The following is a 21110-nucleotide window of genomic DNA, read 5'->3' as shown; positions in this document are numbered from 1 at the left end:
ACGCCGACGCGGTCACCGGCGTGCCAGGTAGGCCTGGAAGGCCCGGTACAGCGTGTTGTTGGTGGTCCCGCCCATGGATGTCTCCCACTCCCCCAGCGTCTCGACGACCTGGCCGCCCGTGCCGAGCTTCCAGCGCAGCAGCCCGAAGGGCCGGTCCTGCGGATCGAGCGTCGAGGGTACCCCGCGCATGTCGTAGACCTCGGCGCCGATCGCGTGGGCGTCCTGGATCATCTGCCACTGAAGGGCGTTGCTGGGGCGGACCTCGCGGCGGTGGTCGGCGGAGGCGCCGGTCTGGTACCAGACCCGGCCACCCACCGTGATCATGGTGTGGGCGGCCAGCACCTCGCCCTGGTGGAGGGCGAGGTAGAGCCGCATCCGGCCGGGCTGTTCGGCGTTCAGCGCCTCGTACTGGCGCTCGTAGTACGCAAGCGAGCGGCCGAGCCGGAACCCGTCGCGCTCCTCGGTGATCCTCAACAGCCGGTAGAACTCCGGCAGATACTCGGGCCCCGCGATCACCACGCGTACCCCGGCCCGGTCGGCGGCGCGCACGTTGCGCCGCCACTCCTGGTTGAGCCCGGACCACAGCTGCTCGGTGGTGCGGCCGGCGAGCGGCAGCCGGAAGACATGGCGGGGCTGTGCGTCGGCCTCACCGTCGTCGTCCCCGCCGCACCGCTTCCAGCCCCGGGTCCGCAGGCGTTCGGCGACGGCGGAGCCGAGCGGATCGACCTCGGTGGCCAGGACGTCGCCGATCCTGCGCCCGGCTCCCGTCGATGCCTTGAGGCGGGCGGCGTCCCAGCGCCGGTAGGCGGGCATGGGTCCGATCCGTACGGCGAACGCGCCCGCCTTGCGCAGATGGCGCAGCAGGGGTTGGAGCCAGCGGTCGATGTCGGGGTCGGACCAGTCGGCGACCGGGCCCTCGGGAAGATAGGCGAAGTATTTCCGGGTGCCGGGGAATTGCCGGTAGAGAACCTGGGCCGCGCCGGTCAATTCGCCGTTGTCAAGGGACCATCCGACCCTTTCGGTGACCCATTGGTCCTTTACGTCGGCCCATGAGGGGCATTGCAGAAAACTGACGTCGGCTCGGCCCGCTATGAAAGAGCGGTACTCGGCGGCGTCCAGGGTACGGACCCCGGCGTCCTGGTCGCGCGCCCCGGTCACCAGCAGTGCGGACACGTCAGTGGCCTCCCAAGTGCGCCCCGGCGTCGGACTCCGGGGATGCACAGGATGCTCACAGCGGTCCATGACCACTTCTCGCGTCGAATGTGACCAAACGATGACCGTTGGCCTGCGGTCCTTGTCACAGAGGAATCCCGGAGCTCTTCCGTGCGTCCTGCAACGTGAAGTCCCGCTGGTGACTCTCACCTACGGAAAACGCTTGTGCAACGGAGGTCTTTCAGTTGAGCCGTATACGTCGCCATCGCCCCCTGTCCCGCCCGGCCCGTCTGGCCGCCGTCGCCTCGACGGCGGCGCTCGCCGCCGCGCTCACGGCGTGCGGGGGCGGCGGCGGGTCCTCCTCGGGTGAGGGAAAGACGGATCCCAAGGCCGGGAAGAAGACCGAGATATCGGTGAATCTGACGGGTGAGCAGGCCAAGGCGGGCGAGCCGGTGAAGGTGACGCTGGCCGACGGCAAGCTGGCGAGCGTCGCGGTCACGGACACCAAGGGCGGCAAGCTGGAGGGCAAGGTGGCCGCCGACGGCAGGTCCTGGACCTCCGAGCGTCCGGCCGCGCCGGGCACCTCCTACGCCGTCGAGGCCAAGGACGCCGCCGGGGGCACGGCGCGGGCCGCGTTCGCCACGGCGGCGCCCGGCAAGGTCAACAAGGTGAGCATGGTGCCGGGCAAGGACACCTCGGTCGGTGTCGGCCAGCCCGTCTCGATCGTGTTCGACAACCCGGTCAAGAACAGGGCCGAGGTGGAGCAGCGCCTGAAGGTGACGACCTCGGACAACACCGAGGGCTCCTGGGGCTGGATGCGGGACTACTCGGGCAAGGACCGGGTGGACTGGCGCCCCAAGGACTACTGGAAGTCCGGCACCAAGGTGAGCCTTGAAGCCGACCTCAACGGCGTCGACTCGGGCGCCGCGGGCGGCTTCTTCGTGAAGGACTACAGGACGAACTTCACCATCGGGAAGAATCAGATCGCCAAGGTCGACCTGGCCACCCACCACCTGAAGCTGTACCGCGACGGCCAGTTGGTCAAGGACATCCCGGTGTCGGCGGGCACCCCCGGTGGCGACAAGGCGTCCTGGCGCGGAAAGACCGTCCTGATGGCCAAGGAGGGGACGATCAACATGAACTCCGAGACCGTCGGCCTCGGCAGCTCCTACAACAAGATGGTCGACTACTCGATGCGGCTCACCTGGTCGGGGATGTATGTGCACGCCGCGCCGTGGAACGCCGACTACTTCGGCTCCGCCAACAAGAGTTCCGGCTGCATCGGCATGAGTGACGCGGACGCGAAGTACGTCTACGGCGAGGCGCAGGTGGGCGACCCGTTCGAGATCGTCGGCGCCGACGCCAAGGGCACGCAGGCCGTCAACAACGGCTACGGCGAGTGGAACCTGTCGTACGACGAGTGGAAGGCCAAGAGCGCCCTGGCCCCGGGCGCGGCCCCGGCCGCCGGCTGAGCCGCCGAGCGAGAGCGGTGCCCCCGTCGCACACCTCCACGACGTGGGCCCGCTCCGCATCGAGCACAACCCGCTCGGCACACAGCTGACCTTCTCCTCGCCCGCGGCGGACCGTCATCCACGACGGCGCCGCTCCGCGAGAAGTGATCACCGGCTGCTGCCGGGCGGGCATGGCCCCTGAGCTGCTGCACTCCCCCCGGGCCTCAAGGACCCTGGAGGGGCCCCCTCGGCAGCAGCGTCCCTGGTTCGGCCGGGGCGACGTCCACGGCCTCCGTCTTGGGATTGCGCTTCTGTCGCCTGGCCATCCAGGTGGCGAACCAGGAAAGCAGCATGCACATCCCGATGTAGATCGGTGAGATCACCATCACCACGGGGATGAACGGCAAATCGTAGTCGAGATTCGACGCGATGAGCTTCCCCGCGTGCAGGAACTCCTCATAGGTGATCAAGTAGCCGAGCGAGGTGTCCTTCAGGGCGACCACCAGTTGGCTGATGATGGTCGGCAGCATCGCCCTGATCCCCTGCGGGACCAGCACGTACGTCATGACCTGCGTCTTGCGCATGCCGAGTGAGAATGCCGCCTCCTTCTGACCGCGTTCCACGGAGTTGACCCCGGCCCTGAAGACCTCCGCCAGGACCGAGCCGTTGTACAGCGTGAGGCCGGCCACCAGAGCGGGCAGCGGCTGCACCTTCAACGCCACGAAGATGAAGAAGATCATCACCAGGACGGGCATGGCGCGGAAGAACTCCACCAGGACGGTCGCGATCCAGCGCACCGGCCGGTGGTCGGAGAGCCGTCCGGTGGCGAGCACCGCACCGAGCGCGAGCGAGAGCACCGAAGCGAAGGCGAAGGCCCGCAGGGTGTTGCCGAGCCCGCGCAGCAGCAGCTCCTGGATGCCCTTGTACTCGAACGGCGTCCACTTGGCGGAGGTGAACTGGTCGGTGTCGAACAGGAGATACAGGACCCAGCCGATCAGGGCGAGAATGAGGGCCGTGGAGATGGCTCCGTAGAGCAGGTGCCGCCGGCGGGTCCTGGGACCGGGGAAGTCGTACAGGGCGGTGGATCGCGTGGCCAGTGGCGCGGTCATCGGGCGACTCCCCAGCGCTTTTCGAGAATGTTGAAGACGGCGCTGATGAGGAGGGTGATGATCAGGTAGCCGACGGCGATCCAGACGAAGGTCCAGATGATGTTGTAGCCGAGCTCGCTCAGCGTCTTGTAGGTGCCGAGCAGTTCGGTCACGCTGAACGCCCCGGCGATCGCGGAGTTCTTGGCGAGCGCGATGAGGGTGGAGCCGATCGGCGGGATCACCGAGCGGAACGCCTGCGGCAGCACCACCGCCGACAAGGTCTGCCCGAACGTCATCCCGAGGCTTCTGGCCGCCTCGCCCTGGCCCGTGGGCACGGTGTTGATGCCGGAGCGCAGCGCCTCACAGATGAACGCGGATGTGTAGCAGCCGAGCGCGATCACCGCGAAGAGCTGGAAGGGCAGCACCAGGCCGAAGCGCGGAAGTCCGAGCAGCACGGCGAAGAAGAGCAGGGTCAGGGGTGTGTTGCGCAGCACGGTCACCCACACCGTGCCGAGCGCGCGGAAGGAGCCGACCGGCGACACCCGGAAGGAGGCCATGACGAAGCCGAGCACCAGCGCGAGGAGGGAGGCGTAGACGGTCAGTTCGACGGTGCCGAGGAAACCCTTGCCGTACAGCGAGAAGTTCTTGGTGAGTACGTCCATTGCGGCCTCAGCTCGCCGGGTAGCGGTCGATGGGCGGCGCGGGGGCCGGCGGGCGCCCGGACAGTCCGAGCGTGGCGGCGTACGCCTTCTTCCAGTCGCCGTTCTTCTCGTGGGCCTCGATGGCGTCGTCGAGAAAGAACCGCAGCGTGTTGTCGCTCCTGGGCACGCCGATGCCGTACGGCTCCTTCGAGAACGGCCTGCCGACCACCTTGAGTTCGCTGGGCACCTTGGCCGCGTAGCCGCTCAGGATGGTGTCGTCGGTGGTGACGGCCGCGACCTGGAAGGTGAGCAGGTTGTCCACGCACACCGAGTAGGTGTCGTAGGCGACCATGTCGACCTTCGGGTACTCCTTCTCCATCCGTTGGAACGGGGTGGAGCCGGCGGCCGAGCAGACCCGCTTGCCGTCGAAGTCCTGGGGCGTGGTGAGGTGGTTCTCGTCCGTACGCACCAGCAGGCCCTGGCCCGCCAGGTAGTACGGGCCCGCGAAGCCGACCAGTTTCTTGCGGTTGTCGTTGATGGTGTAGGTGCCGACGTAGTAGTCGATCTGGCCGTTCTGGAGCGCGGTCTCACGGTTGGCCGAGGCGATCGTCTTGAACTCGATGGTGGCCGGGTCGAAGCCGAGCGAGGCGGACATCATCTTGGCGATCTCGATGTCGAAGCCGGTGTAGACACCGCTGGCCGGGTCCTTCTCGCCGAGGTAGGGCTGATCCTCCTTGGCCCCGACGACCAGGTGGCCGCGGCTCTTGGCGCGCCGCCACACCGATGAGCCGGGCAGGCTGACGTTCTTGGCCACCGTGTAGTGCGGCAGCAGTTCGGCCTTGGGGCCCTTGACCGGCGGGCTGCCCGACTTTCCGCACCCGGCAAGGGCCAGGGTGAGCAGCAGCGCGACGAGCGCGCGTCGTGTGGCCATCATCGTTGCGTACACCCCCCGTTCAGTGCTTGAGGATCTTGGAGAGGAAGTCCTTGGCCCGGTCGCTCTGCGGGTTGGTGAAGAAGTCGTCGGGGGTGCGGTCCTCGATGATGCGTCCGTCGGCCATGAACACGACGCGGTTGGCGGCGGACCGGGCGAAGCCCATCTCGTGGGTGACGACGACCATGGTCATGCCGTCGCGAGCGAGCTGCCGCATGACTTCGAGTACTTCGTTGATCATCTCGGGGTCGAGCGCCGATGTGGGCTCGTCGAAGAGCATGACCTTGGGGTCCATGGCAAGGGCGCGGGCGATGGCCACGCGCTGCTGCTGGCCGCCGGAGAGCTGGGCGGGCAGCTTCTGCGCCTGCGAGGCGAGGCCGACCCGCTCCAGGAGCTCGTGGGAGCGCTTGTCGGCCTCCTCCTTCTTGCGGCCGCGGACCTTCGTCTGGGCCAGCGAGACATTGGCGAGGACGGACTTGTGCGCGAAGAGGTTGAAGGACTGGAAGACCATGCCCACTTCGGCGCGGAGCTGGGCCAGGCCCTTGCCCTCCGCGGGGAGCGGTCTGCCGTCGATCGCGATGGAGCCCGACTCGATCGTCTCCAGCCGGTTCATCGTCCGGCAGAGCGTCGATTTGCCCGAGCCGGACGGGCCGATGACCACCACCACCTCCCCGCGTCCGACGGTGAGATTGATGTCCTGGAGGACGTGCAACGCCCCGAAGTACTTGTTGACATCACGCAGCTCGATCAACGGATCGACGGCCATACGCTGTCCTGCCCATTCATCGCTGTGCCGAGGTCAGCGCAAACTATCCAGCCCGGTAAGGGACTTCACCTCGACACGCGCGAATAGGGCATAAACCGTATTTTGGCCACGCCGTTCCGCGCGGTCGCGCGACGGACGAGCGGGCCGCGCCGGGGCGACTGGGGCGACTGGGGCGACTGGGGCGACTGGGGCGACTGGGGCGACTGGAGCAGTCGGGGCAACGGAAGCGGCGGGGGAAACGGAAAGCACCGGGGCGACCGGGGCGACCGGGGGCACGCTCGGCTCAGGCCTCCGAAGCCTCGGCGTAGATCTGGAACAGCTCGGGGGCGCCGGTCGCCGCCCAGGTCAGACCCGCGTCCACCACGTCGATCTCCCGGCCGGAGGCCAGGCGCACCACCGGCTGGCCGCTGGGCCACACGTCCCAGCTCGCGCCCGGGACGGTACGCACGATGACGGTGCCCAGATACAGGCCCGCGTCGTTGCCGAGCCAGGGCAGCTCCTCCGGGTCCTCGCGCCAGCGCGGGGTCAGCTGGTCGAGCGCGCCCAATGACGCCGGGGAGTCGTCGAGTTCGAGGCTGTTCTGCCAGGCCCTGGTGCGCAGCAGCTCGCACTCGGAAAGCACCTCCGCGACGCCCTGCGGGTCCTCCCGGTAGATCGCCGCCACGGATGTGGCCGGGTGCCGCCTTCGCCAGTTCTGGAGGAAGTTCATACGATCCACACTCCCATTTGAACGGTCAGTAGCACTACGGGGCACGCGGGACGGCGTGCGGGTGGCCCCGGGCGGCCGCGCCGCGCGCTACACCTCCAGGTCCACGACGACCGGCGCGTGGTCGGAGGCGCCCTTGCCCTTGCGCTCCTCGCGGTCGACGTAGCTGTCCTTCACGGCCTTGGCGAACGGCTCGTTGCCGTAGACCAGGTCGATCCGCATGCCCCGGTTCTTGGGGAAGGCCAGCTGGCGGTAGTCCCAGTAGGTGTAGGGGCGGTCGTACTTGAGCGGGCGGGGCACCACGTCGGACAGGCCCGCCTCGCGCAGCGCGGCGAGCGCGGCGCGCTCCTCGGGGGTGACGTGGGTCAGACCCTCGAAGACGGCCGGGTCGTAGACGTCCTCGTCGGTGGGGGCCACGTTGAAGTCACCGAGCACCGCGAAGGGGCGCTCGCCGGCGGCGTCCTCCGCGACGGCGGCCTTGAGGGCCGCGAACCAGCTCAGCTTGTACGCGTAGTGGTCGTGCGCGACCTCGCGTCCGTTGGGCACATAGACCGACCAGAGCCGCACGCCCCCGCAGGTCGCCGAGATCGCGCGGGGCTCCTCCACACCCTCGTAGGCAGGGCCCCCGGGCAGGCCGAGCACGACGTCGTCGAGGCCGACCCGGGAGACCAGGGCCACCCCGTTCCACCGGCCGGTGGCGTTGACCGCGGACTCGTAGCCGAGCTCGCGCAGCTGGGCGGCGGGGAAACCGTCGACGGTGGTCTTGGTCTCCTGGACGCACAGGACATCGGTGCCGGTGCTCTCCAGCCAGGCCAGCAGACGGGGCAGCCGAGCGGTGATCGAGTTCACGTTCCAGGTGGCGATGCGCATGGATCCCAACCTACCGCCCGGCACTGACAGTCACAGCTGCGTCGAGTCCCCCGGCGTCAGGCGGGTGTGCTCGGCGCCGCCGAGGGAGCCGATCTGGGAGTCGTAGATCGGCCGGGCGAGGTCGGTGAGCAGGGCGTCGTGGATGTCGATGGCGCGGCGCGGCTTGACCTCGCGCACGTACTCGATCACCTCGGAGATCTTGTTCCAGGGAGCCATCACGGGCAGCATCAGGGTGTCCACGGGGTGATCGGGCACGGTGAGCGCGTCGCCGGGGTGGAAGAGCGAACCGTCCACCAGGAAGCCGATGTTGGTGATGCGCGGGATGTCGGGGTGGATCACCGCGTGCAGCTCGCCGTGGACCTGGAGGTCGAACCCGGCCGCCTCGAAGGCGTCACCGTGGCCGACGGTGTGGACGCGCCCGGGGAAGGCCGCCGAGATCTTCCCGGCGACGCTGCGCAGGGTCCAGATCTCGGCGCCCGGATTGGCTTCCAGGCCCGCTCGCAGCCGCTCCTCGTCGAAGTGGTCCGGGTGCTCGTGGGTGACCAGGATGGCGTCGGCGCCCACGGCCGCGTCGCGCTCGCTGAACGCGCCCGGGTCGATGACGAGGGTCCGGCCGTCCTTGTGCAGCCGGACACAGGCGTGGGATTTCTTGGTCAGCTTCAGGCTCATCCCTCCATCCTGCTCCCGGCCCGGCCGACGGACACGGAATCAGGTCATCCGCGCGGCGTGGTCTCCTCCCTGATCACCGCGCCCGCGACCCGGAAGGCGGCGCTCGCGGCGGGAACGCCGCAGTACACGCCGGTCTGGAGGAGCACTTCCTTGATCTCGTCGGGGGTGAGCCCGGCGCGCAGCGCGGCGCGGGTGTGCGCGGCGAGGTCGTCGAGGTGGCCGCCGGTGGCGAGCGCGGCGAGGGCCACCGCGGCGCGGGTGCGCCGGTCGAGCCCGTCGCGGGACCACACCTCGCCCCAGGCCTGGCGGGTGGTGAGCTCGTCGAAATCCTTGCCGAAGGCGTCGGCCCCGGCCGTCTCGGCGTCGACGTGGGCGTCGCCCAGGACCTCTCGCCGGATCCTCATGCCGCGCTCGTACAGGTCCGGGGGCGCGGCGGGGGCGGCGGGCGCGGCCGGCTGAAGGGGGGCGGGGGCCGGGGCGACCGCGTCGGCCGGGACCTCCGGCCCGGGCGGGGCGGGCGCCGACGCCAAGGGGGCGCTCGCGGCGGGCGGGGTCACGAGGCCGGTCAGGGTCTCCTGCCGGGCCGTCGAGAAGTGGCGTACGAGCAGGTCGGTGACGGCGGCGGGCTGCTCGACCGGCGCGAGGTGGGAGGCGCCGGGCACCACGGCGAGGCCCGCACCGGGGATGCCCGCGACCAGGGTGCGCGCCTCGCCGGGCCCGGTCACCCGGTCCTCAGCGCCGACCAGGGCGAGCGTGGGAACGGTGATGCGGCCCAGATCGCTGCGGATGTCGAAGGCGGCGAGCGCTTCGCAGGCCGCGATGTAGCAGGCCGGGTCGGTGGTGCGGACCATCTGCACGGCCCACTCCACGATGGCGGGCTGGGCGGCGGCATAGGCGGGGGTGAACCAGCGCTCGGGCGCGGAGCGCGCCATCGGCTCCATGCCGTTGGCCCGCACGATCACCCCGCGCTGGCGGTATTCGTCGGCGGTACCGAACCGGGGCGAGGCCGCGACCAAGGCCAGCGAGGAGACCCGGTGCGGATGGCGCAGGGCCAGATCGGCGCCGATCGCACCGCCGATGGAGCACCCGGCATAGCCGAAGCGCTGGACGCCGAGCCCGTCGAGAGTGGCGATCAGCCGGTCCCCGAGCTCGGCCACGGAGTGCGCGGGCTGAGCGGGCGCCCCGCCGTGCCCGGGCAGATCGAACCGCACGACCCGCCAGGCGCCGGCGAGCTCGGGTATCTGGCGGTCCCACATGTGCCAGGTCGTCCCGAGGGAGGGGCCGATGACCAGGACAGGAGCGTCCTCCGGCCCGTCGACGCGGTATTGCAGGGTGCTCTGTGGTGTCTCGCTCACCCGCCCGACCCTCTCATCCGTCACGACGAGTCACATCGCCGGGGTGAACCCACCGGCTCTGGCCCCGTGGAGGAGACTTGCCGCCGCCGGGTGGGCGCCCGGCCCGCCGGTCCGCCGCCGGTAAGCCGGGTTCCGAATCGACATCCCTCTGCCGACATCCGACTCCGTAGGCTCAGCGGGTGGAGCGCGTGCCTCGCGCCCGCCTCACCGCCGCACCCCCACGCACGCCCTCCCAGGTGGAGGGGATCGGATGACGATGCTGACGACGACACCTGGCCGAAGCGCCGCCCTGTCCGGCATGGCTCTCGTATGCCTCCTGGCCCTGGCCGCCTGCGGCAAGGGCGTCGACCATTCCGAGGCGACCGCCCCCGCCGCCGCGCCCGGAACCTGCGACGAGAGCACGCCCGGCGGGGCCGGTACCTGGAAGCCGGTGCTCACCGAATTCCGCGCCTACCTTGAGGAATCGGGGTCCGTCGGCGTCAAGGACCACGTCAAGGACGCACAGCTGCGCGACTGCCCCGGTGGAGACAGGGAGGCGAACGTCCTCACGGACTACGACCCCCACCTGGACGCCCCGAACGTGGACGCCGATACCAAGGAGAGGGCCGATCGCGTCGCCCACGCCTTCGCCGAGTGGCGGGACCGGAAGTCGCACGACGAAGGGTGGGTGTACGTCGTCAACGGAGCAGTGGAAACCGTCACCAAACAGGCTTGGTGACCCGCGGCCGGCCGACCCTCACGACGCGCTTGACCTGAGCACTCCTGCGGGAGTCGCAAAAGGCGGCCCCCCGGTGGCGCCGTCCAGGGGCCCGTTTGGCTCTGGCGAAGGCGGCGTCCGGGAACGCGCACCCACCTCGGCCCGGCGGCCGCTTCCTAATCCTCGGCGCCGGCCCCTGCCACGCCGCTCAAGGCGTTCGTCACGAGCTCGCGGGCGTACGCCGCGTCAAGGGGGCCGGGGCGGAAGAGGATGCGGTACATGATCGGGGCCACGACGCGGTCCATCAGCACTTCCGTCCCGGGGGCCGCCTCCCCCCGCCGCGCCGCACGGGTCACCACGGCGTCGATCTGCTCGGCGGCATACGCCGAACACTGACCGGCATGGGTGCCGTCGGGATCCCCGAGCAGGGCGTCCCGGATGTAGGCGCGCCCCGGCGGCGAGGCCATCTCGTCGAGGAACTGTTCCGCCCACGCGTCCAGGTCGGCCCGCAGGCTTCCGAGGTCGGCCGGGTCCGTTTCCGGACGCAGGCGTTCGACGGCCACGTCGGACAGGAGTTCCTGAAGGTCGCCCCAGCGCCGGTAGATCGTGGAGGGGGTCACACCGGCCCGGGTGGCCACCATGGGGACAGTGAGCGCCCCACGGCCCACCTCCCCCATGAGTTCACGGACCGCCGCATGGACGGATTCCTGCACGCGTGCGCTGCGCCCACCGGGGCGGGCCATGGGCCTGGGACTCATGCCGTCCACCTTAATTTAATGCGAATCCATTGCTCTTAAGCGGTCGCGTCTGCGCGGGCCTCCCGGAGGGCCACTGCAAGCCACCTCAGGGCCACTGCAAGCCACCGCAGGGCCACCTCAGGGGCCACCCGCCGGGCAACGCGTGCGTGGGCGGCCGAGCGCGGCGGACGCCCTTGCGGGGACGTAACCACGGGCCGCTGACCTGAACGCCCCCTCAGGCGGCGACCGGAGCGAGCCGTCCCGCGCCCGGCGCCGATTCCTCGTAGACCCGGCCCACCCGCAGCACCGTCGCGTCCCGGAAGGGGGCGGCCATCAGCTGCATGCCGATCGGCAATCCCGCGTCGCCGTGAGCGACCGGCAGCGTGAGGGCCGGAACACCGGTGATGTTGGCGGGCGCGCAGAGGCGGACGTAGCTGTCCGACACCGCTTCGGTCGTACCATCGGCCCACTCCACGGTTTCCTGCCCCGCCGCGACGGCGGTCATCGGCACCGTCGGCGCGGCTAGGACGTCGATCGTGTCGAACATCCGGGCCCAGGCGTCCCGCATCAGGCTGCGGGCCCGCTGGGCACGGAGGTAGTCGCCCGCGGAGGTGAGTTCGCCGGCTTCCAGCAGGACGCGTACGTCCGCCGCGTACAGGTCGGGGGCGGCCCGCAGCGACTGCTCGTGGTACGCGGTGGCCTCGGGAACCATAAGACCCCACTGCACGGCCTGGATGTGACGCGCCATCGGGATCTCGACGTCGACGAGCTCCGCCCCGAGCTCCGCGAGCCGCGCGATCGCGCCGCGTACGGCCTCCTCGACCTCGGGCGTGACCCGGTCGAAGTAGTGGTTGCGAGGCACGCCGATCCTCAGCCCTCGCAGGTCGTCTCCTTGCCAGAAGTGGTCCGGCGCGGGACCGGCCACGCTCGCCGGGTCGCGCGGGTCGTGGCCCGCGGTCGCCGCCAGCACCAGCGCGGCGTCCTGGACGGTGCGGGTGAGGGGGCCCACGTGGTCCAGGGACCACGACAGCGAGGTCACGCCGGTGCGGGGAACCAGGCCGTAGGTCGGCTTGAGGCCCACCACGCCGTTCAGAGCCGCCGGGACCCGGATGGAACCGCCGGTGTCCGTGCCCAGCGCGAACGTCGCCGCCCCGGCGGCGACGGCCACCGCCGAGCCGCCGCTCGACCCGCCCGCGACCCGGTCGCGGTCCCAGGCGTTGGTGGTCTGCGGGGTCGTCAGGCCGTAGGCGAACTCGTGCGTGTGCGTCTTGCCCAGGAGGACGGCTCCGGCGGCGCCGAGCCGTTCGGCCACCCGGCTGTCGCGTTCCGCCACGTGCCCGGCCCGGACCCGCGAGCTCGCCGTGGTGGGCAGCCCCGCCGCGTCGATCAGATCCTTGAGCGCCATGGGGATCCCGTGCAGCGGCCCGCGCGGTCCGCCGGTGGCGATCTCCCGTTCGGCGCGGGCCGCCGCCGCCCGTGCCCCATCGGCCGTGACGGTGACGTACGCCCCCAACTCGCCGTCTACGGAATCGAGTTGGGCCAGTACCGATGCGGTGAGTTCGACGGGGGACAGCTCGCGTGCGCGCACCGCGCGGGACGCTTCGGTCAGCGACAGCTCAAAGGGTCGCATCGGCGTTCCCCTGTCCGGCTCGGTAGGCGGACGCGGGAGGGGTCTCCCCGAAATCGAGTTCGCGCAATGTGCTGATCACGGAGTGGATGTGATGAGCCGTCACGGCCACCGCTTCGTGTCGGTTGTCATCGAGGGGGAGCCCCGCGCGCAGCGCCCATCGGGCTGCTTCTTGGGGGGTGGGTCCGCTGTTCATGGCGTCCTTCCGGTTCGGGTGGGCGTGGCAGGGCAGAGCAGGGCTGCCTGCGCCACTCACCGCAAAAGCGAATCGTTTGCTTTAGAGGACCGTAGGGCTTACGGTGGCCAAACGCAAACCGATTGCTTTTACGCCGGGGGAGGTCGCCCCGCCGCCCACCGCCCCACCACCCCGCCGCCCCAACACGTAAGGAAACCCACCGTGTTCACCTCGCCGCAGACGACCGGGTCCATCCCCTCCCCCGCCGCTTCCTGGGCTGTGGGCGACCACACCGTACGGCGCATCGACGAAGTGGCCCTGTCCGCTCCGACGGGTGCGTGGCTGCTGCCGGGGGCAACCGCCGACCTCGTGGGCCGCACCCCTTGGCTGAGCCCTGAGTTCGCCGATGCCCAGGGCGTCCTGCGCCTGGCGAGCCACAGCTTCGCCGTCGAGGTGGACGGCATGCGGGTCCTGGTGGACACCGGCATCGGTAACGGAAAGCCGCGCGCCAATCCCGCCTGGCACAACCTGAACAGCGACTACGAAGCGCGGCTACGGGCGGCCGGCTTCGCGCCGGAGAGCGTCGACCTCGTGATCCTGACCCACCTCCACGCCGACCATGTGGGGTGGAACACCCGCGCCGAGGGCGGAAGTTGGGTGCCGACCTTCCCCAACGCACGTCATCTCGTGTCGCGCACCGAGTGGGACTACTGGGCCGGCGTCGACATGGAGGAGGCACGTCGGCAGATGTTCCGGGACTCGGTCCACCCCGTACGAGAAGCGGGCCTGTTCGACGTCGTCGAGGTGGCCGACGAGGGCACGGCCGTCGCGCCGGGCATCCGCCTGCTCCCCACCCCGGGCCACACGCCGGGCCAGGTGGCGGTGGAACTGAGCAGCCGCGGCGAGCGGGCACTGGTCACCGGAGACAGCATCCACCACCCGGTCCAGATGGCGCACCCGGAGCTGTGCAGCTGTGTGGACATCGCTCCCGAACTCGCGGCCAGGACCCGGAACCGGGTGCTCGGCGCACTGGCCGGTACGTCGACTCTCCTGCTCGGCAGCCACTTCCCGCCGCCGACCGCCGGGCATGTACGGCGTGACGACGGCGGGTACCGTCTGATCCCGGCCCACTCGAGCGCCATGCCCCTCGGCGGCTGAGGCGGACTGAAGCACCTGGTGCGTGCCCGGCACCACGGCCTTGCGGCATGTGCCGGACAAGCACATCCCTGGGGTACGTGCCGGACACCACGCCCCCCGGCACATGTCCCGCACCACGTCGCCCGGTACATGCCCGGCGCCGCGCACCCATCCATACGCCCTTCCGCGCCGGTGAATTCGAGCCGCGTACGGCGCTCGGTCCTCGGCCACGCGCCCCCTGGCGGCGATGGCGCGTCGCCGGGGTCGTCGGGAGGTCACGGCGCGGGGCGTGCGGGGCGGTTCGGAGCCGGACCGGGGCGGGTTCACGCACCAGGGGGCCATCGGCGGGCGGTGGGCGCGGGATCGGCGGGGCCGTGGGCGGAGGCGGTGCGGGCCGGGCGCGGGACGGTGGTTCGTGGCCGGTGAGATGCGCGGAAACACGACAGTCATGTTTCGTGAGCTCTTTTTCCGTACCGGACGCCGCCGGGTTGCGAGAAGATGTCGCTTCCCAAGCCCCCGACCCCGGAGCGAGCGATGCAGCCGCTGACGCGTCCGCACATCGTGGCGGCGGGACTGCGTCTGCTGGAGCGTGAGGGCGCGGCCGGCCTCAGTATGCGCAAGCTCGCGGACGAGCTCGGCAAGGCCCCCGCCGCCGTCTACAAACACGTCAGCGACAAGCGGGAGTTGATGTCCCTGCTGTTCGACGAGGTGTCCCGGCGGATCGAGCTGCCGGGCCCGGGCGACGATCCACGCTCGGCCATCATGGCGGCGGCGCAGAGCGCGCACCGCGTCCTGGAGGCGCACGGCTGGATCGCCACCGGGATGATCGACGGGCCCCTCCTCGGCGTCACGTCGATGCGGCTTTCCGAGTTCATCCTGGACGCACTCGTACGCAAGGGGATGAGCGATGTGCAGGCCGCGCGCCTCCAAGTCGCCATCTGGGAGTACCTGGTGGGACATCTGGTGGCCGCCCGGGCCGGGGCGCAGGTCCCCTTTCCGCGCCCGGAGGCGGGCGGCAAGGACGCCGAGGACTATCCGACCGTACGCCGCGTCGCCCCTCTCGTGGCCGAGATGAGTGACCAGGAGCGGTTCGACGCGGGGCTACGGGTCCTGCTCGACGGGGTGTTCACGGAGCCCGACCCCACGCACACCTCGGACACCCCCCACGACCACCCGCCCCACCCGCCCGCGGGCGCGGACCCGCCGTCCGTCAGTCAGTCCACGCCCGCCAGCCCGCCTACGTCCGTCAGCCAGTCCACGTCCGTCAGCCGGTCCGCAGCTGATGTGGCGGGGTGAGCGCGGGGCGGACCGGCCGCAGCAGCACCGGGGGCGCCGTGGACTCCTCCTCGGGCGGGAAGTACTTGGCCAGCTCGTGCCGCCTGCTGATCCGCAACTTGCGGTAGGAGTGGGTGAGATGGGACTCGATGTTGCGCAGACTCACCTTGAGCAGACGCGCGATGTCGCGGTTGCTCATCCCGCGCGCCGCCAGCTCCGACACCTGCCGCTCGGTCGGAGTGAGCAGCGACTCGGCGGAGTCCTTGCGCGGATCGGGCCGGCCGCCCGCGTACCGCAGCTCCCACTGCACCGCCTCCACGAGCCCGTCGGCGCCGAGCGAGATGGCCATCTCGTTGGCGCGGTGCAGCAGTTCGCGGGTGCGCCGGGTTTTGCCGGCCTGCCGGTGGGCCCGTCCCGCCTCGTACAGCGCGTGGGCGAACAGCAGGGGCGTGGGGGACGGTTCGAGGATGTCCAGGGCCTGCCCGGCGAGGTGCAGCGCCTCGCACCCCGAGCTCGCGGCGGCCTCCGCGACCAGGGCGCGGCCGAGGGCGAAGGGCGCGTTCCAGCGACGGGCGAGCTCGCTCTCCTCGCGTGCGGCGCGCCGGGCCGCGACCACGTTGCGCTGCGCCAGCAGGAGCGTGGACCGGGTGGAACGCCAGGGCAGGACGGCGGGGTTGACGATGCCCCTGCGGGCCAGCTCCTCCTCGCACTGGGCGATCAGGGCGAGCCCGCGCGGAACCTGGCCGAGGCGGCCGAGTGCGCGCCCCGCGCTGTGCAGGAGGTACAGCCGCCACCAGGTGCGGGGCTGCTCACCCGCGAGCGGCGGAGCCCCGTCGAGCAGGGCGCTGGCCGCGGCGATGTCGTCCTTCTCCAGGGCCACGTCGATGAGGACGCTGCGGGCCAGCGCGCCCACATGATGGCGCGCCGCGCGGATCCGGGTGAGCAGGTCGAGCGACTGGCAGGCGTCGTCCTCGGCGTCCGCGAGCAGCCCCCGGTGCAGCTGGACCAGAGCGCGTACGGCCAGGGCCTCGGCGATCCGGGTCACCACGCCCGAGGCGCGGGCCAGCCGCACCTCGGTGTCCATGTGCCGCTGCGCCTCGTCCACGTCGCCCGACCACAGCAGGGCGAGCAACGCGTGGTACCAGGTGGAGGAGCCGTACGGCGCGCGGGGCACGGTCAGGGACCGGTTGGCGATGCGCCAGGCGGCCCGGGCCGAGTCGCCCGCCGCGGTGCGCAGCAGCAGCACCCGTTCGAGCCGGTCCTCCCGGCCGCCCCAGTCCTGCGCGCGGTAGGTGCCCTCGTGGAGCCGGACATGGGTGAGCCGGCGCCGCAGGCGGCCGGCCAAGGAGGGATCACCCGGGCCGGCTTCGGCCCGGGCCCTCTCCAACACCTCGCGTGCTCCGGCGAGTTCGTCCAGGCGCAGCAGGATGTCGGAGAGCCGCAGCGATTCGCGCAGCCGTTCCTCGGGGCGCAGGGGCCCGGCGACGTGGGCGCTGAGCGCGCGGGCGGCGGCCGGCAGGTCGAGGGCGGTGAGCGCCTGGATGCGCATCCCCTCGGCGCGGACGGCCAGGTCGTCGGGTACGCCGTGCAGGACGGCCTTCTCGATCAGCCGCCTGGCCCGTGCGGGGTCGCGCCCGATCATGCCCTGCGCGGCATCGAGGAGCAGCCGGACCATCCACGGCTCGTCGAGCCGGTGGGAGCGCAGCAGATGCGCGGAGACGTCCTCGGGCGGCGCGCCCCTGCGGCGCATGAACCGGGCGGCGAGCAGGTGGAGTTCGGCGCGCTCGGCGCACGGGATGTCCTGATAGAGGAGTTCCGAGAGCAGGGGGTGGCGGAACTTCTTGTCGTGGCGGCACAGCAGTCCCGATTCGGTGAGCCGCGACAGGCTGCGGCAGGCCTCCTCGGTCGGCACCCCGCACAGGTCGGAGAGGAGGGCGGGGTCCAGCGGCGCGCCGAGGGTGCTGGCCGCCCGGGCGATCTTGAGGCAGTGGGGATCGAGGCGGCGGAGCATGCACAGGATGCGCTCCTTGACCCCCTGTAGGTGCACCCGTTCGTCCTGCGGGTGCGGCGGTGACGGTTCGGCGGCGGTGTCGCCGGCGGCCTGCCCCGGTCCGTCGTGGGGCGCGTCGCCGGAACCCGGGGACGCGGTGCGTATCTGCTCGGCCGGTACGTGTCGTATCTGCTCGGTCAGCAGATACGGGTTGCCGCCCGCGCCCGCGACCAGCGCGCCCACCGACTCGTGGTCGTGGCCGCACAGCGCGGCGGCCAGATCGGACGCGGCGCTGGGGCTCAGATCGTTCAGGTGGATGTGACGGTCGGGCCGGATGCCCTCCATGAACTCGACCAGCAGATGCTGGTCGCTGGCCGTCTCGCCGCAGCGTTTGGTGGCGAGCAGCACCACGGGCAGGTTGGCCAGGCGGCGGCTGAGGAAGCCGAGCCACAGCAGGGACTCGCGGTCGGCGTGCTGGAGGGAGTCGACGGTCAAAAGGATCGGGGAGCACCGGGCCGCCCGGCCGACGCCCGCGCAGAGCTCCGCGAGCAGCGCGTAGTCGTGCCCGGTCCGGTCGCCGTCCCTGTCGGTGGACGTGGCCAGGGCGCGCTCCCAGCCTTGCGCCGTCTGCGGCAGGGTGGCCAGAAGCTGGTGCACGATGCCCAGCGAGAAATGCTGCTCGACGGGGGACGCGGTGGCGGAGAGTACGACCATTGACTTCTCGCGGGCCCTGGCCTCGGCCCAGCGCAGCAGAGCGGTCTTTCCCGTCCCGATCATTCCCTCCATCAGCGAGACCGCGCCGGCTCCCGCCACCGCGGAATCGAGCATCTCATTGATGATCTTGAATTCTTCGCTCCTGCCGAACAGCTCCTGGGGCATCGCCCTACATCTCCTGCCTGAACAGTGAATGACTGGACGACGCAGCGGGTCCGGTAAAACGTGTCCGAACCAGCGTCGTCAAGGCCGCTTTCCGGCCACTGCCAGGCCACCCGCGCCCTGGCAGAAAGAGCTTCTTCGGACAATGGTGACGGTGAATTCGAGTCCCCCCGCTACGCCCACCGACCGCTGGTGAACGGTGTACACCTACGACGCGTCCAGACGCTAGCACGGCCTCTGCTCCATAGGCAGGACGCCTTCCGGCCGAAGGAATCGACGCGTGTTCCATCGGTCATTCCTTCGGCCCCACCGTATTGATGTGCACAGGTACCGCATGGGTACGGTCTGCGCGGCATTGCGAAGGTCGCAGGCGGCGTGCCCGGAAAGCGCTCATCCGGATACCGCCGAATTGGCCCCGCGACCCAATGGCGAAATCTGACGGAAGGATGGGTGCTCGCGTGACCGCGACCAGTGAGGAGTTTCGCCCGTTATGGGAAACCCGCCGGGCCAGGCCGCCCGCGGTTTCCACCTCGTCGGGAGGCGGCCGCACCGAGCAGTTCCTGCTGTCCCTGACGGGCCTGTTGCCCCTGGTGTACGAGCAGGCCTGGCAGACGGTGCTCGGCTCCGGCTTCCACCTCCAGGTCATCGACTGGCGGGCCACCCGCCCCGCCGTGCAGGACGTCCGCCTCGCCGAGCGCCTTGCCCAGGAGGCCGCCGCGTGGCCGCCGTTGGGCCAGGGACCCGAGATGCGCGCCACGCTCATCCGGCGCGACGAGCGCACCTGGTCCTTCGCCTGGCGCTATACGCGGGAGCTGATGGACCGCGCGGCGGGCCTCTCGCTGCTGGATCAGGCCACCGAGGCGTACGCCGTCCTGCTGCGCGGCGGCACGCCTGGGCGCGGACAGGACGCGGACAGGCTGCTTGCCGGGAGGGTGAACCGATGAGTGACGAGAATTCGGTACGGCTCTTCTGCTTCCCCTTCGAAGGGGTGTCGGCCGGCGTGTATCTGCCGTGGACGCGGATCACCGGCGGTTCGCTGGTGATCACACCCGTCGAACTGCCCGGCCGTGGACACCATCCGCGCGCGAGACCCTGCCGTGATCTGGAGGCGTTGCTGGCCGAGATCATGCCGTACGTGGCCCGCATGTGCGACCGGCCGTTCGCGCTGTACGGGCACGGCTTCGGGGCCCTGCTCGCCTACGAGACAGCCGCCCGGCTGGAATGGGAGCACGACGCGGTGGCCGAACGGCTGTACGTGTCGGGTACCGGCATCCCGCACCGGACCGCGCCGGAGCGGGCGGTGGGCCATCTGCCGGACGCGGCCATGACCGGCAGGCTCCGCGACCGGGGCCGGATGCCCCCGCTCGCCCGCGACCCGCGACGGGCGGCCCGCACGCTGGGCGCGCTGCGCGCGGACCTCACCGTCATGGAGGCCTACCGGCGCGACCCGCGCCACATCCTGCACTGCCCCGTCACCGCGATGGGCGGAGTGCGCGATCGCGGCCTGAGCGGCGCAGAACTGAGCGGCTGGCGCCGGTGCACCCGGCGCGCCCTGCGCGTGGAGATGTTCCCCGGGGATTACTACTTTCCCATCACCGCGCAGCAGGAGCTCCTGGAGACCTTCGGGCGGGATCTGATCCGTCCGGCGGCCGCCCGGCGCCTGCTGTCGGTCGCCGGATACTGACCCGCCGGACACCTACCCAAAGGGGCGCCCCGGCCGCCCGGTTCCCGAATCGGCAACAAGAATTGCGCGGGCTCCGCGGCGTCCACATCCTGGCCGCTGGAGGTGACCGTATGACACCCACTTACCGCGCCCAGGGGCTCGACGACGAGGCCCGGGGCGCCGAGCCGGAGCACGACGCGGAACCGCTCTCCGGTTTCCTTGCCGAGGCGTCGCACTGGCTGCGTGAACTGCTCGGGCCCAAGGACCGGGTCACGGCCGCGGTCCGCCGGATCCTCGACATCGGCAGCGGGCCCGGCGCGGCCTCCTGTCAGCTGGCCCGCGTCTTCCCGCAGGCGGACGTCGTCGCCGTGGACCGGTCCGAAGAGCGCCTTGCCCAGGCCGAGATCCGCGCCGCCGAGTGCGGCCTGGGCGGGCGCGTCACCACGCGGCGCGCCCAACTCCCGGAGGAATTCAGCGCGTTGGGGCCCGCCGATGTGATCTGGACCGGCAACGTCTGCCAGCATCTGGGCGATCAGCAGGCCGCGCTGCGGAGCCTCGCGTCCGCGCTGCGCCCCGGGGGCATGCTCGCCGTCGCCGAACGCGGCCTCGCTCCGCGCTTCCTGCCCCGCGACATCGGCATCGGAAAGCCCGGCCTCCAAACCCGCCTCGACGCGGCCCTCGATGAGCGCTACACCGCCCGAAGAGCCGGGCTGCCGGGCGTCACGTCCGTGATCGAGGACTGGCCGTGCATGCTGGCGTCCGCCGGACTCGTGCCCACCGGCAGCCGCAGCTTCCTCATCGACCTGCCCGCCCCGCTCGGTCTGACCGCGCGCCGGCACCTGCACACCCGGTTGCGCCGCATCCTGGAGGAACTGGGCGACGAGCTCGACCTCGTCGACCGGCTGACCCTGGAACAGCTCCTGGACGGAGATGCCTGTACCGGCATCCTGTGGCGCCCCGACGCCTTCTACCTCTCGGCGGTCACCGTGCACACGGCCCGCCTGTGCCGCGCCCGGGACTGACCCGCCCATCCCCCGGCCGCCGGTCCCCCCACTCTCCCCCACCGCGCACCCCACGGCGCGTCCGTGTGCGCGGCGCCCGCATGCCCCGGCGCCGCCCGCAGGGCTCTGCCCCGGTGCGCGAAGGCCGCACCCCGTGCCCTGCGACGCCCAACTCCCGGCAGCGGCAGCGCAGTTCAGGCGGCCCGTGGCGCTCACGCCACGGGCCGCCTCCGTGTGCCCTCGCGACCGTAGGGCGACCGCGGCCACAGATGCTTCGGTCAGTCCTGCGGTCGCACCGTATTG

General features: G+C 71.2%; 20 protein-coding genes. 7 read left to right on the top strand and 13 right to left on the bottom strand.

Features of this window, described 5'->3' with window-relative positions; genetic code table 11:
• Positions 1-12: 12 nt before the first annotated feature.
• Complete coding sequence (locus ABR738_RS32230) at positions 13-1173, bottom strand: lipid II:glycine glycyltransferase FemX (protein ID WP_350233456.1); 1161 nt, start codon at positions 1171-1173, stop codon at positions 13-15.
• A gap of 224 nt (positions 1174-1397) precedes the next feature.
• Between ABR738_RS32230 and ABR738_RS32225 the strand changes: the two genes are divergently transcribed.
• Complete coding sequence (locus ABR738_RS32225; protein ID WP_502964175.1) at positions 1398-2624, top strand: L,D-transpeptidase; 1227 nt, start codon at positions 1398-1400, stop codon at positions 2622-2624.
• A gap of 203 nt (positions 2625-2827) precedes the next feature.
• Here the strand turns inward: ABR738_RS32225 and ABR738_RS32220 are convergent, their stop codons facing one another.
• From ABR738_RS32220 to pcaDC, 8 genes are all read right to left on the bottom strand, one after another.
• On the bottom strand, positions 2828-3712 hold the full coding sequence (locus tag ABR738_RS32220; RefSeq protein ID WP_350233455.1) for an amino acid ABC transporter permease: 885 nt from the start codon (positions 3710-3712) through the stop codon (positions 2828-2830).
• Positions 3709-4353: an amino acid ABC transporter permease gene (locus ABR738_RS32215; RefSeq protein ID WP_350233454.1), complete on the bottom strand. Its 645-nt coding sequence runs from the start codon at positions 4351-4353 to the stop codon at positions 3709-3711. The genes ABR738_RS32220 and ABR738_RS32215 overlap by 4 nt, the downstream gene beginning before the upstream one ends.
• A 7-nt stretch (positions 4354-4360) precedes the next feature.
• Positions 4361-5266, bottom strand: coding sequence for a glutamate ABC transporter substrate-binding protein (locus tag ABR738_RS32210; protein WP_350233453.1), 906 nt, complete (start codon positions 5264-5266; stop codon positions 4361-4363).
• Positions 5267-5285: 19 nt separating this feature from the next.
• Positions 5286-6029, bottom strand: a complete 744-nt coding sequence (locus ABR738_RS32205) for an amino acid ABC transporter ATP-binding protein (RefSeq protein ID WP_350233452.1) — start codon at positions 6027-6029, stop codon at positions 5286-5288.
• 283 nt (positions 6030-6312) lie between these two features.
• Positions 6313-6738, bottom strand: a complete 426-nt coding sequence (locus ABR738_RS32200; RefSeq protein ID WP_350233451.1) for a DUF6278 family protein — start codon at positions 6736-6738, stop codon at positions 6313-6315.
• Between the two features lie 87 nt (positions 6739-6825).
• Positions 6826-7605: an exodeoxyribonuclease III gene (locus ABR738_RS32195; protein WP_350233450.1), complete on the bottom strand. Its 780-nt coding sequence runs from the start codon at positions 7603-7605 to the stop codon at positions 6826-6828.
• 30 nt (positions 7606-7635) lie between these two features.
• A complete protein-coding gene (locus ABR738_RS32190) occupies positions 7636-8274 on the bottom strand; it encodes an MBL fold metallo-hydrolase (protein ID WP_350233449.1) in 639 nt (212 codons plus the stop codon).
• A 44-nt stretch (positions 8275-8318) separates the two neighbouring features.
• Positions 8319-9629 carry a bifunctional 3-oxoadipate enol-lactonase/4-carboxymuconolactone decarboxylase PcaDC gene (gene pcaDC, locus ABR738_RS32185; RefSeq protein WP_350233448.1) on the bottom strand — a complete coding sequence of 437 codons (1311 nt, stop codon included), beginning with the start codon at positions 9627-9629 and terminating at the stop codon, positions 8319-8321.
• Positions 9630-9879: 250 nt separating this feature from the next.
• Between pcaDC and ABR738_RS32180 the strand changes: the two genes are divergently transcribed.
• On the top strand, positions 9880-10347 hold the full coding sequence (locus ABR738_RS32180; RefSeq protein ID WP_350233447.1) for a hypothetical protein: 468 nt from the start codon (positions 9880-9882) through the stop codon (positions 10345-10347).
• Positions 10348-10502: 155 nt separating this feature from the next.
• On the opposite strand, the gene ABR738_RS32175 is transcribed toward ABR738_RS32180, so the two are convergent.
• From ABR738_RS32175 to ABR738_RS32165, 3 genes are all read right to left on the bottom strand, one after another.
• Complete coding sequence (locus tag ABR738_RS32175) at positions 10503-11084, bottom strand: TetR/AcrR family transcriptional regulator (protein WP_350233446.1); 582 nt, start codon at positions 11082-11084, stop codon at positions 10503-10505.
• A 214-nt stretch (positions 11085-11298) separates the two neighbouring features.
• A complete protein-coding gene (locus tag ABR738_RS32170; protein ID WP_350233445.1) occupies positions 11299-12693 on the bottom strand; it encodes an amidase in 1395 nt (464 codons plus the stop codon).
• Positions 12680-12886 carry a hypothetical protein gene (locus tag ABR738_RS32165; protein WP_350233444.1) on the bottom strand — a complete coding sequence of 69 codons (207 nt, stop codon included), beginning with the start codon at positions 12884-12886 and terminating at the stop codon, positions 12680-12682. The genes ABR738_RS32170 and ABR738_RS32165 overlap by 14 nt, the downstream gene beginning before the upstream one ends.
• Positions 12887-13087: 201 nt before the next feature.
• Here ABR738_RS32165 and ABR738_RS32160 point away from each other — a divergent pair, with 201 nt between their 5' ends.
• Entirely contained in the window at positions 13088-14023 is a 936-nt protein-coding gene (locus ABR738_RS32160; RefSeq protein WP_350233443.1) for an MBL fold metallo-hydrolase, read from the top strand.
• Between the two features lie 513 nt (positions 14024-14536).
• Entirely contained in the window at positions 14537-15298 is a 762-nt protein-coding gene (locus ABR738_RS32155; RefSeq protein ID WP_350233442.1) for a TetR/AcrR family transcriptional regulator, read from the top strand.
• On the opposite strand, the gene ABR738_RS32150 is transcribed toward ABR738_RS32155, so the two are convergent.
• The gene (locus ABR738_RS32150) at positions 15267-18146 is read right to left on the bottom strand and encodes a BREX system ATP-binding domain-containing protein (protein ID WP_350233441.1); all 2880 of its coding nucleotides are present in this window, start codon (positions 18144-18146) and stop codon (positions 15267-15269) included. The genes ABR738_RS32155 and ABR738_RS32150 overlap by 32 nt on opposite strands.
• Before the next feature lie 455 nt (positions 18147-18601).
• Between ABR738_RS32150 and ABR738_RS32145 the strand changes: the two genes are divergently transcribed.
• The 3 genes from ABR738_RS32145 to ABR738_RS32135 all read left to right on the top strand — a co-directional run bounded on the left by ABR738_RS32145 (position 18602) and on the right by ABR738_RS32135 (position 20828).
• Positions 18602-19087 carry a condensation domain-containing protein gene (locus ABR738_RS32145; protein WP_350233440.1) on the top strand — a complete coding sequence of 162 codons (486 nt, stop codon included), beginning with the start codon at positions 18602-18604 and terminating at the stop codon, positions 19085-19087.
• A complete protein-coding gene (locus tag ABR738_RS32140; RefSeq protein WP_350233439.1) occupies positions 19084-19827 on the top strand; it encodes a thioesterase II family protein in 744 nt (247 codons plus the stop codon). The genes ABR738_RS32145 and ABR738_RS32140 overlap by 4 nt, the downstream gene beginning before the upstream one ends.
• A gap of 110 nt (positions 19828-19937) precedes the next feature.
• Entirely contained in the window at positions 19938-20828 is an 891-nt protein-coding gene (locus ABR738_RS32135) for a class I SAM-dependent methyltransferase (protein ID WP_350233438.1), read from the top strand.
• Positions 20829-21110: the final 282 nt, after the last annotated feature.

This window comes from Streptomyces sp. Edi4 (assembly GCF_040253615.1).
In the GTDB taxonomy this organism is placed as follows: Bacteria; Actinomycetota; Actinomycetes; order Streptomycetales; family Streptomycetaceae; genus Streptomyces.
The sequence above is the reverse complement of the archived record's forward strand: the minus strand, read 5'-3'. Positions and strand labels throughout refer to the sequence as shown.

Excerpts from the sequence above, each read along its gene's own strand:
- ABR738_RS32150 (WP_350233441.1), bottom strand. The coding sequence starts at position 18,146 with ATGCCCCAGGAGCTGTTCGGCAGGAGCGAAGAATTCAAGATCATCAAT.
- ABR738_RS32195 (WP_350233450.1), bottom strand. The coding sequence starts at position 7,605 with ATGCGCATCGCCACCTGGAACGTGAACTCGATCACCGCTCGGCTGCCC.
- ABR738_RS32200 (WP_350233451.1), bottom strand. The coding sequence starts at position 6,738 with ATGAACTTCCTCCAGAACTGGCGAAGGCGGCACCCGGCCACATCCGTG.
- ABR738_RS32140 (WP_350233439.1), top strand. The coding sequence starts at position 19,084 with ATGAGTGACGAGAATTCGGTACGGCTCTTCTGCTTCCCCTTCGAAGGG.
- ABR738_RS32190 (WP_350233449.1), bottom strand. The coding sequence starts at position 8,274 with ATGAGCCTGAAGCTGACCAAGAAATCCCACGCCTGTGTCCGGCTGCAC.
- ABR738_RS32135 (WP_350233438.1), top strand. The coding sequence starts at position 19,938 with ATGACACCCACTTACCGCGCCCAGGGGCTCGACGACGAGGCCCGGGGC.
- ABR738_RS32210 (WP_350233453.1), bottom strand. The coding sequence starts at position 5,266 with ATGATGGCCACACGACGCGCGCTCGTCGCGCTGCTGCTCACCCTGGCC.
- ABR738_RS32165 (WP_350233444.1), bottom strand. The coding sequence starts at position 12,886 with ATGAACAGCGGACCCACCCCCCAAGAAGCAGCCCGATGGGCGCTGCGC.
- ABR738_RS32215 (WP_350233454.1), bottom strand. The coding sequence starts at position 4,353 with ATGGACGTACTCACCAAGAACTTCTCGCTGTACGGCAAGGGTTTCCTC.
- ABR738_RS32170 (WP_350233445.1), bottom strand. The coding sequence starts at position 12,693 with ATGCGACCCTTTGAGCTGTCGCTGACCGAAGCGTCCCGCGCGGTGCGC.
- ABR738_RS32205 (WP_350233452.1), bottom strand. The coding sequence starts at position 6,029 with ATGGCCGTCGATCCGTTGATCGAGCTGCGTGATGTCAACAAGTACTTC.
- ABR738_RS32175 (WP_350233446.1), bottom strand. The coding sequence starts at position 11,084 with ATGAGTCCCAGGCCCATGGCCCGCCCCGGTGGGCGCAGCGCACGCGTG.
- ABR738_RS32220 (WP_350233455.1), bottom strand. The coding sequence starts at position 3,712 with ATGACCGCGCCACTGGCCACGCGATCCACCGCCCTGTACGACTTCCCC.
- ABR738_RS32155 (WP_350233442.1), top strand. The coding sequence starts at position 14,537 with ATGCAGCCGCTGACGCGTCCGCACATCGTGGCGGCGGGACTGCGTCTG.
- ABR738_RS32180 (WP_350233447.1), top strand. The coding sequence starts at position 9,880 with ATGACGATGCTGACGACGACACCTGGCCGAAGCGCCGCCCTGTCCGGC.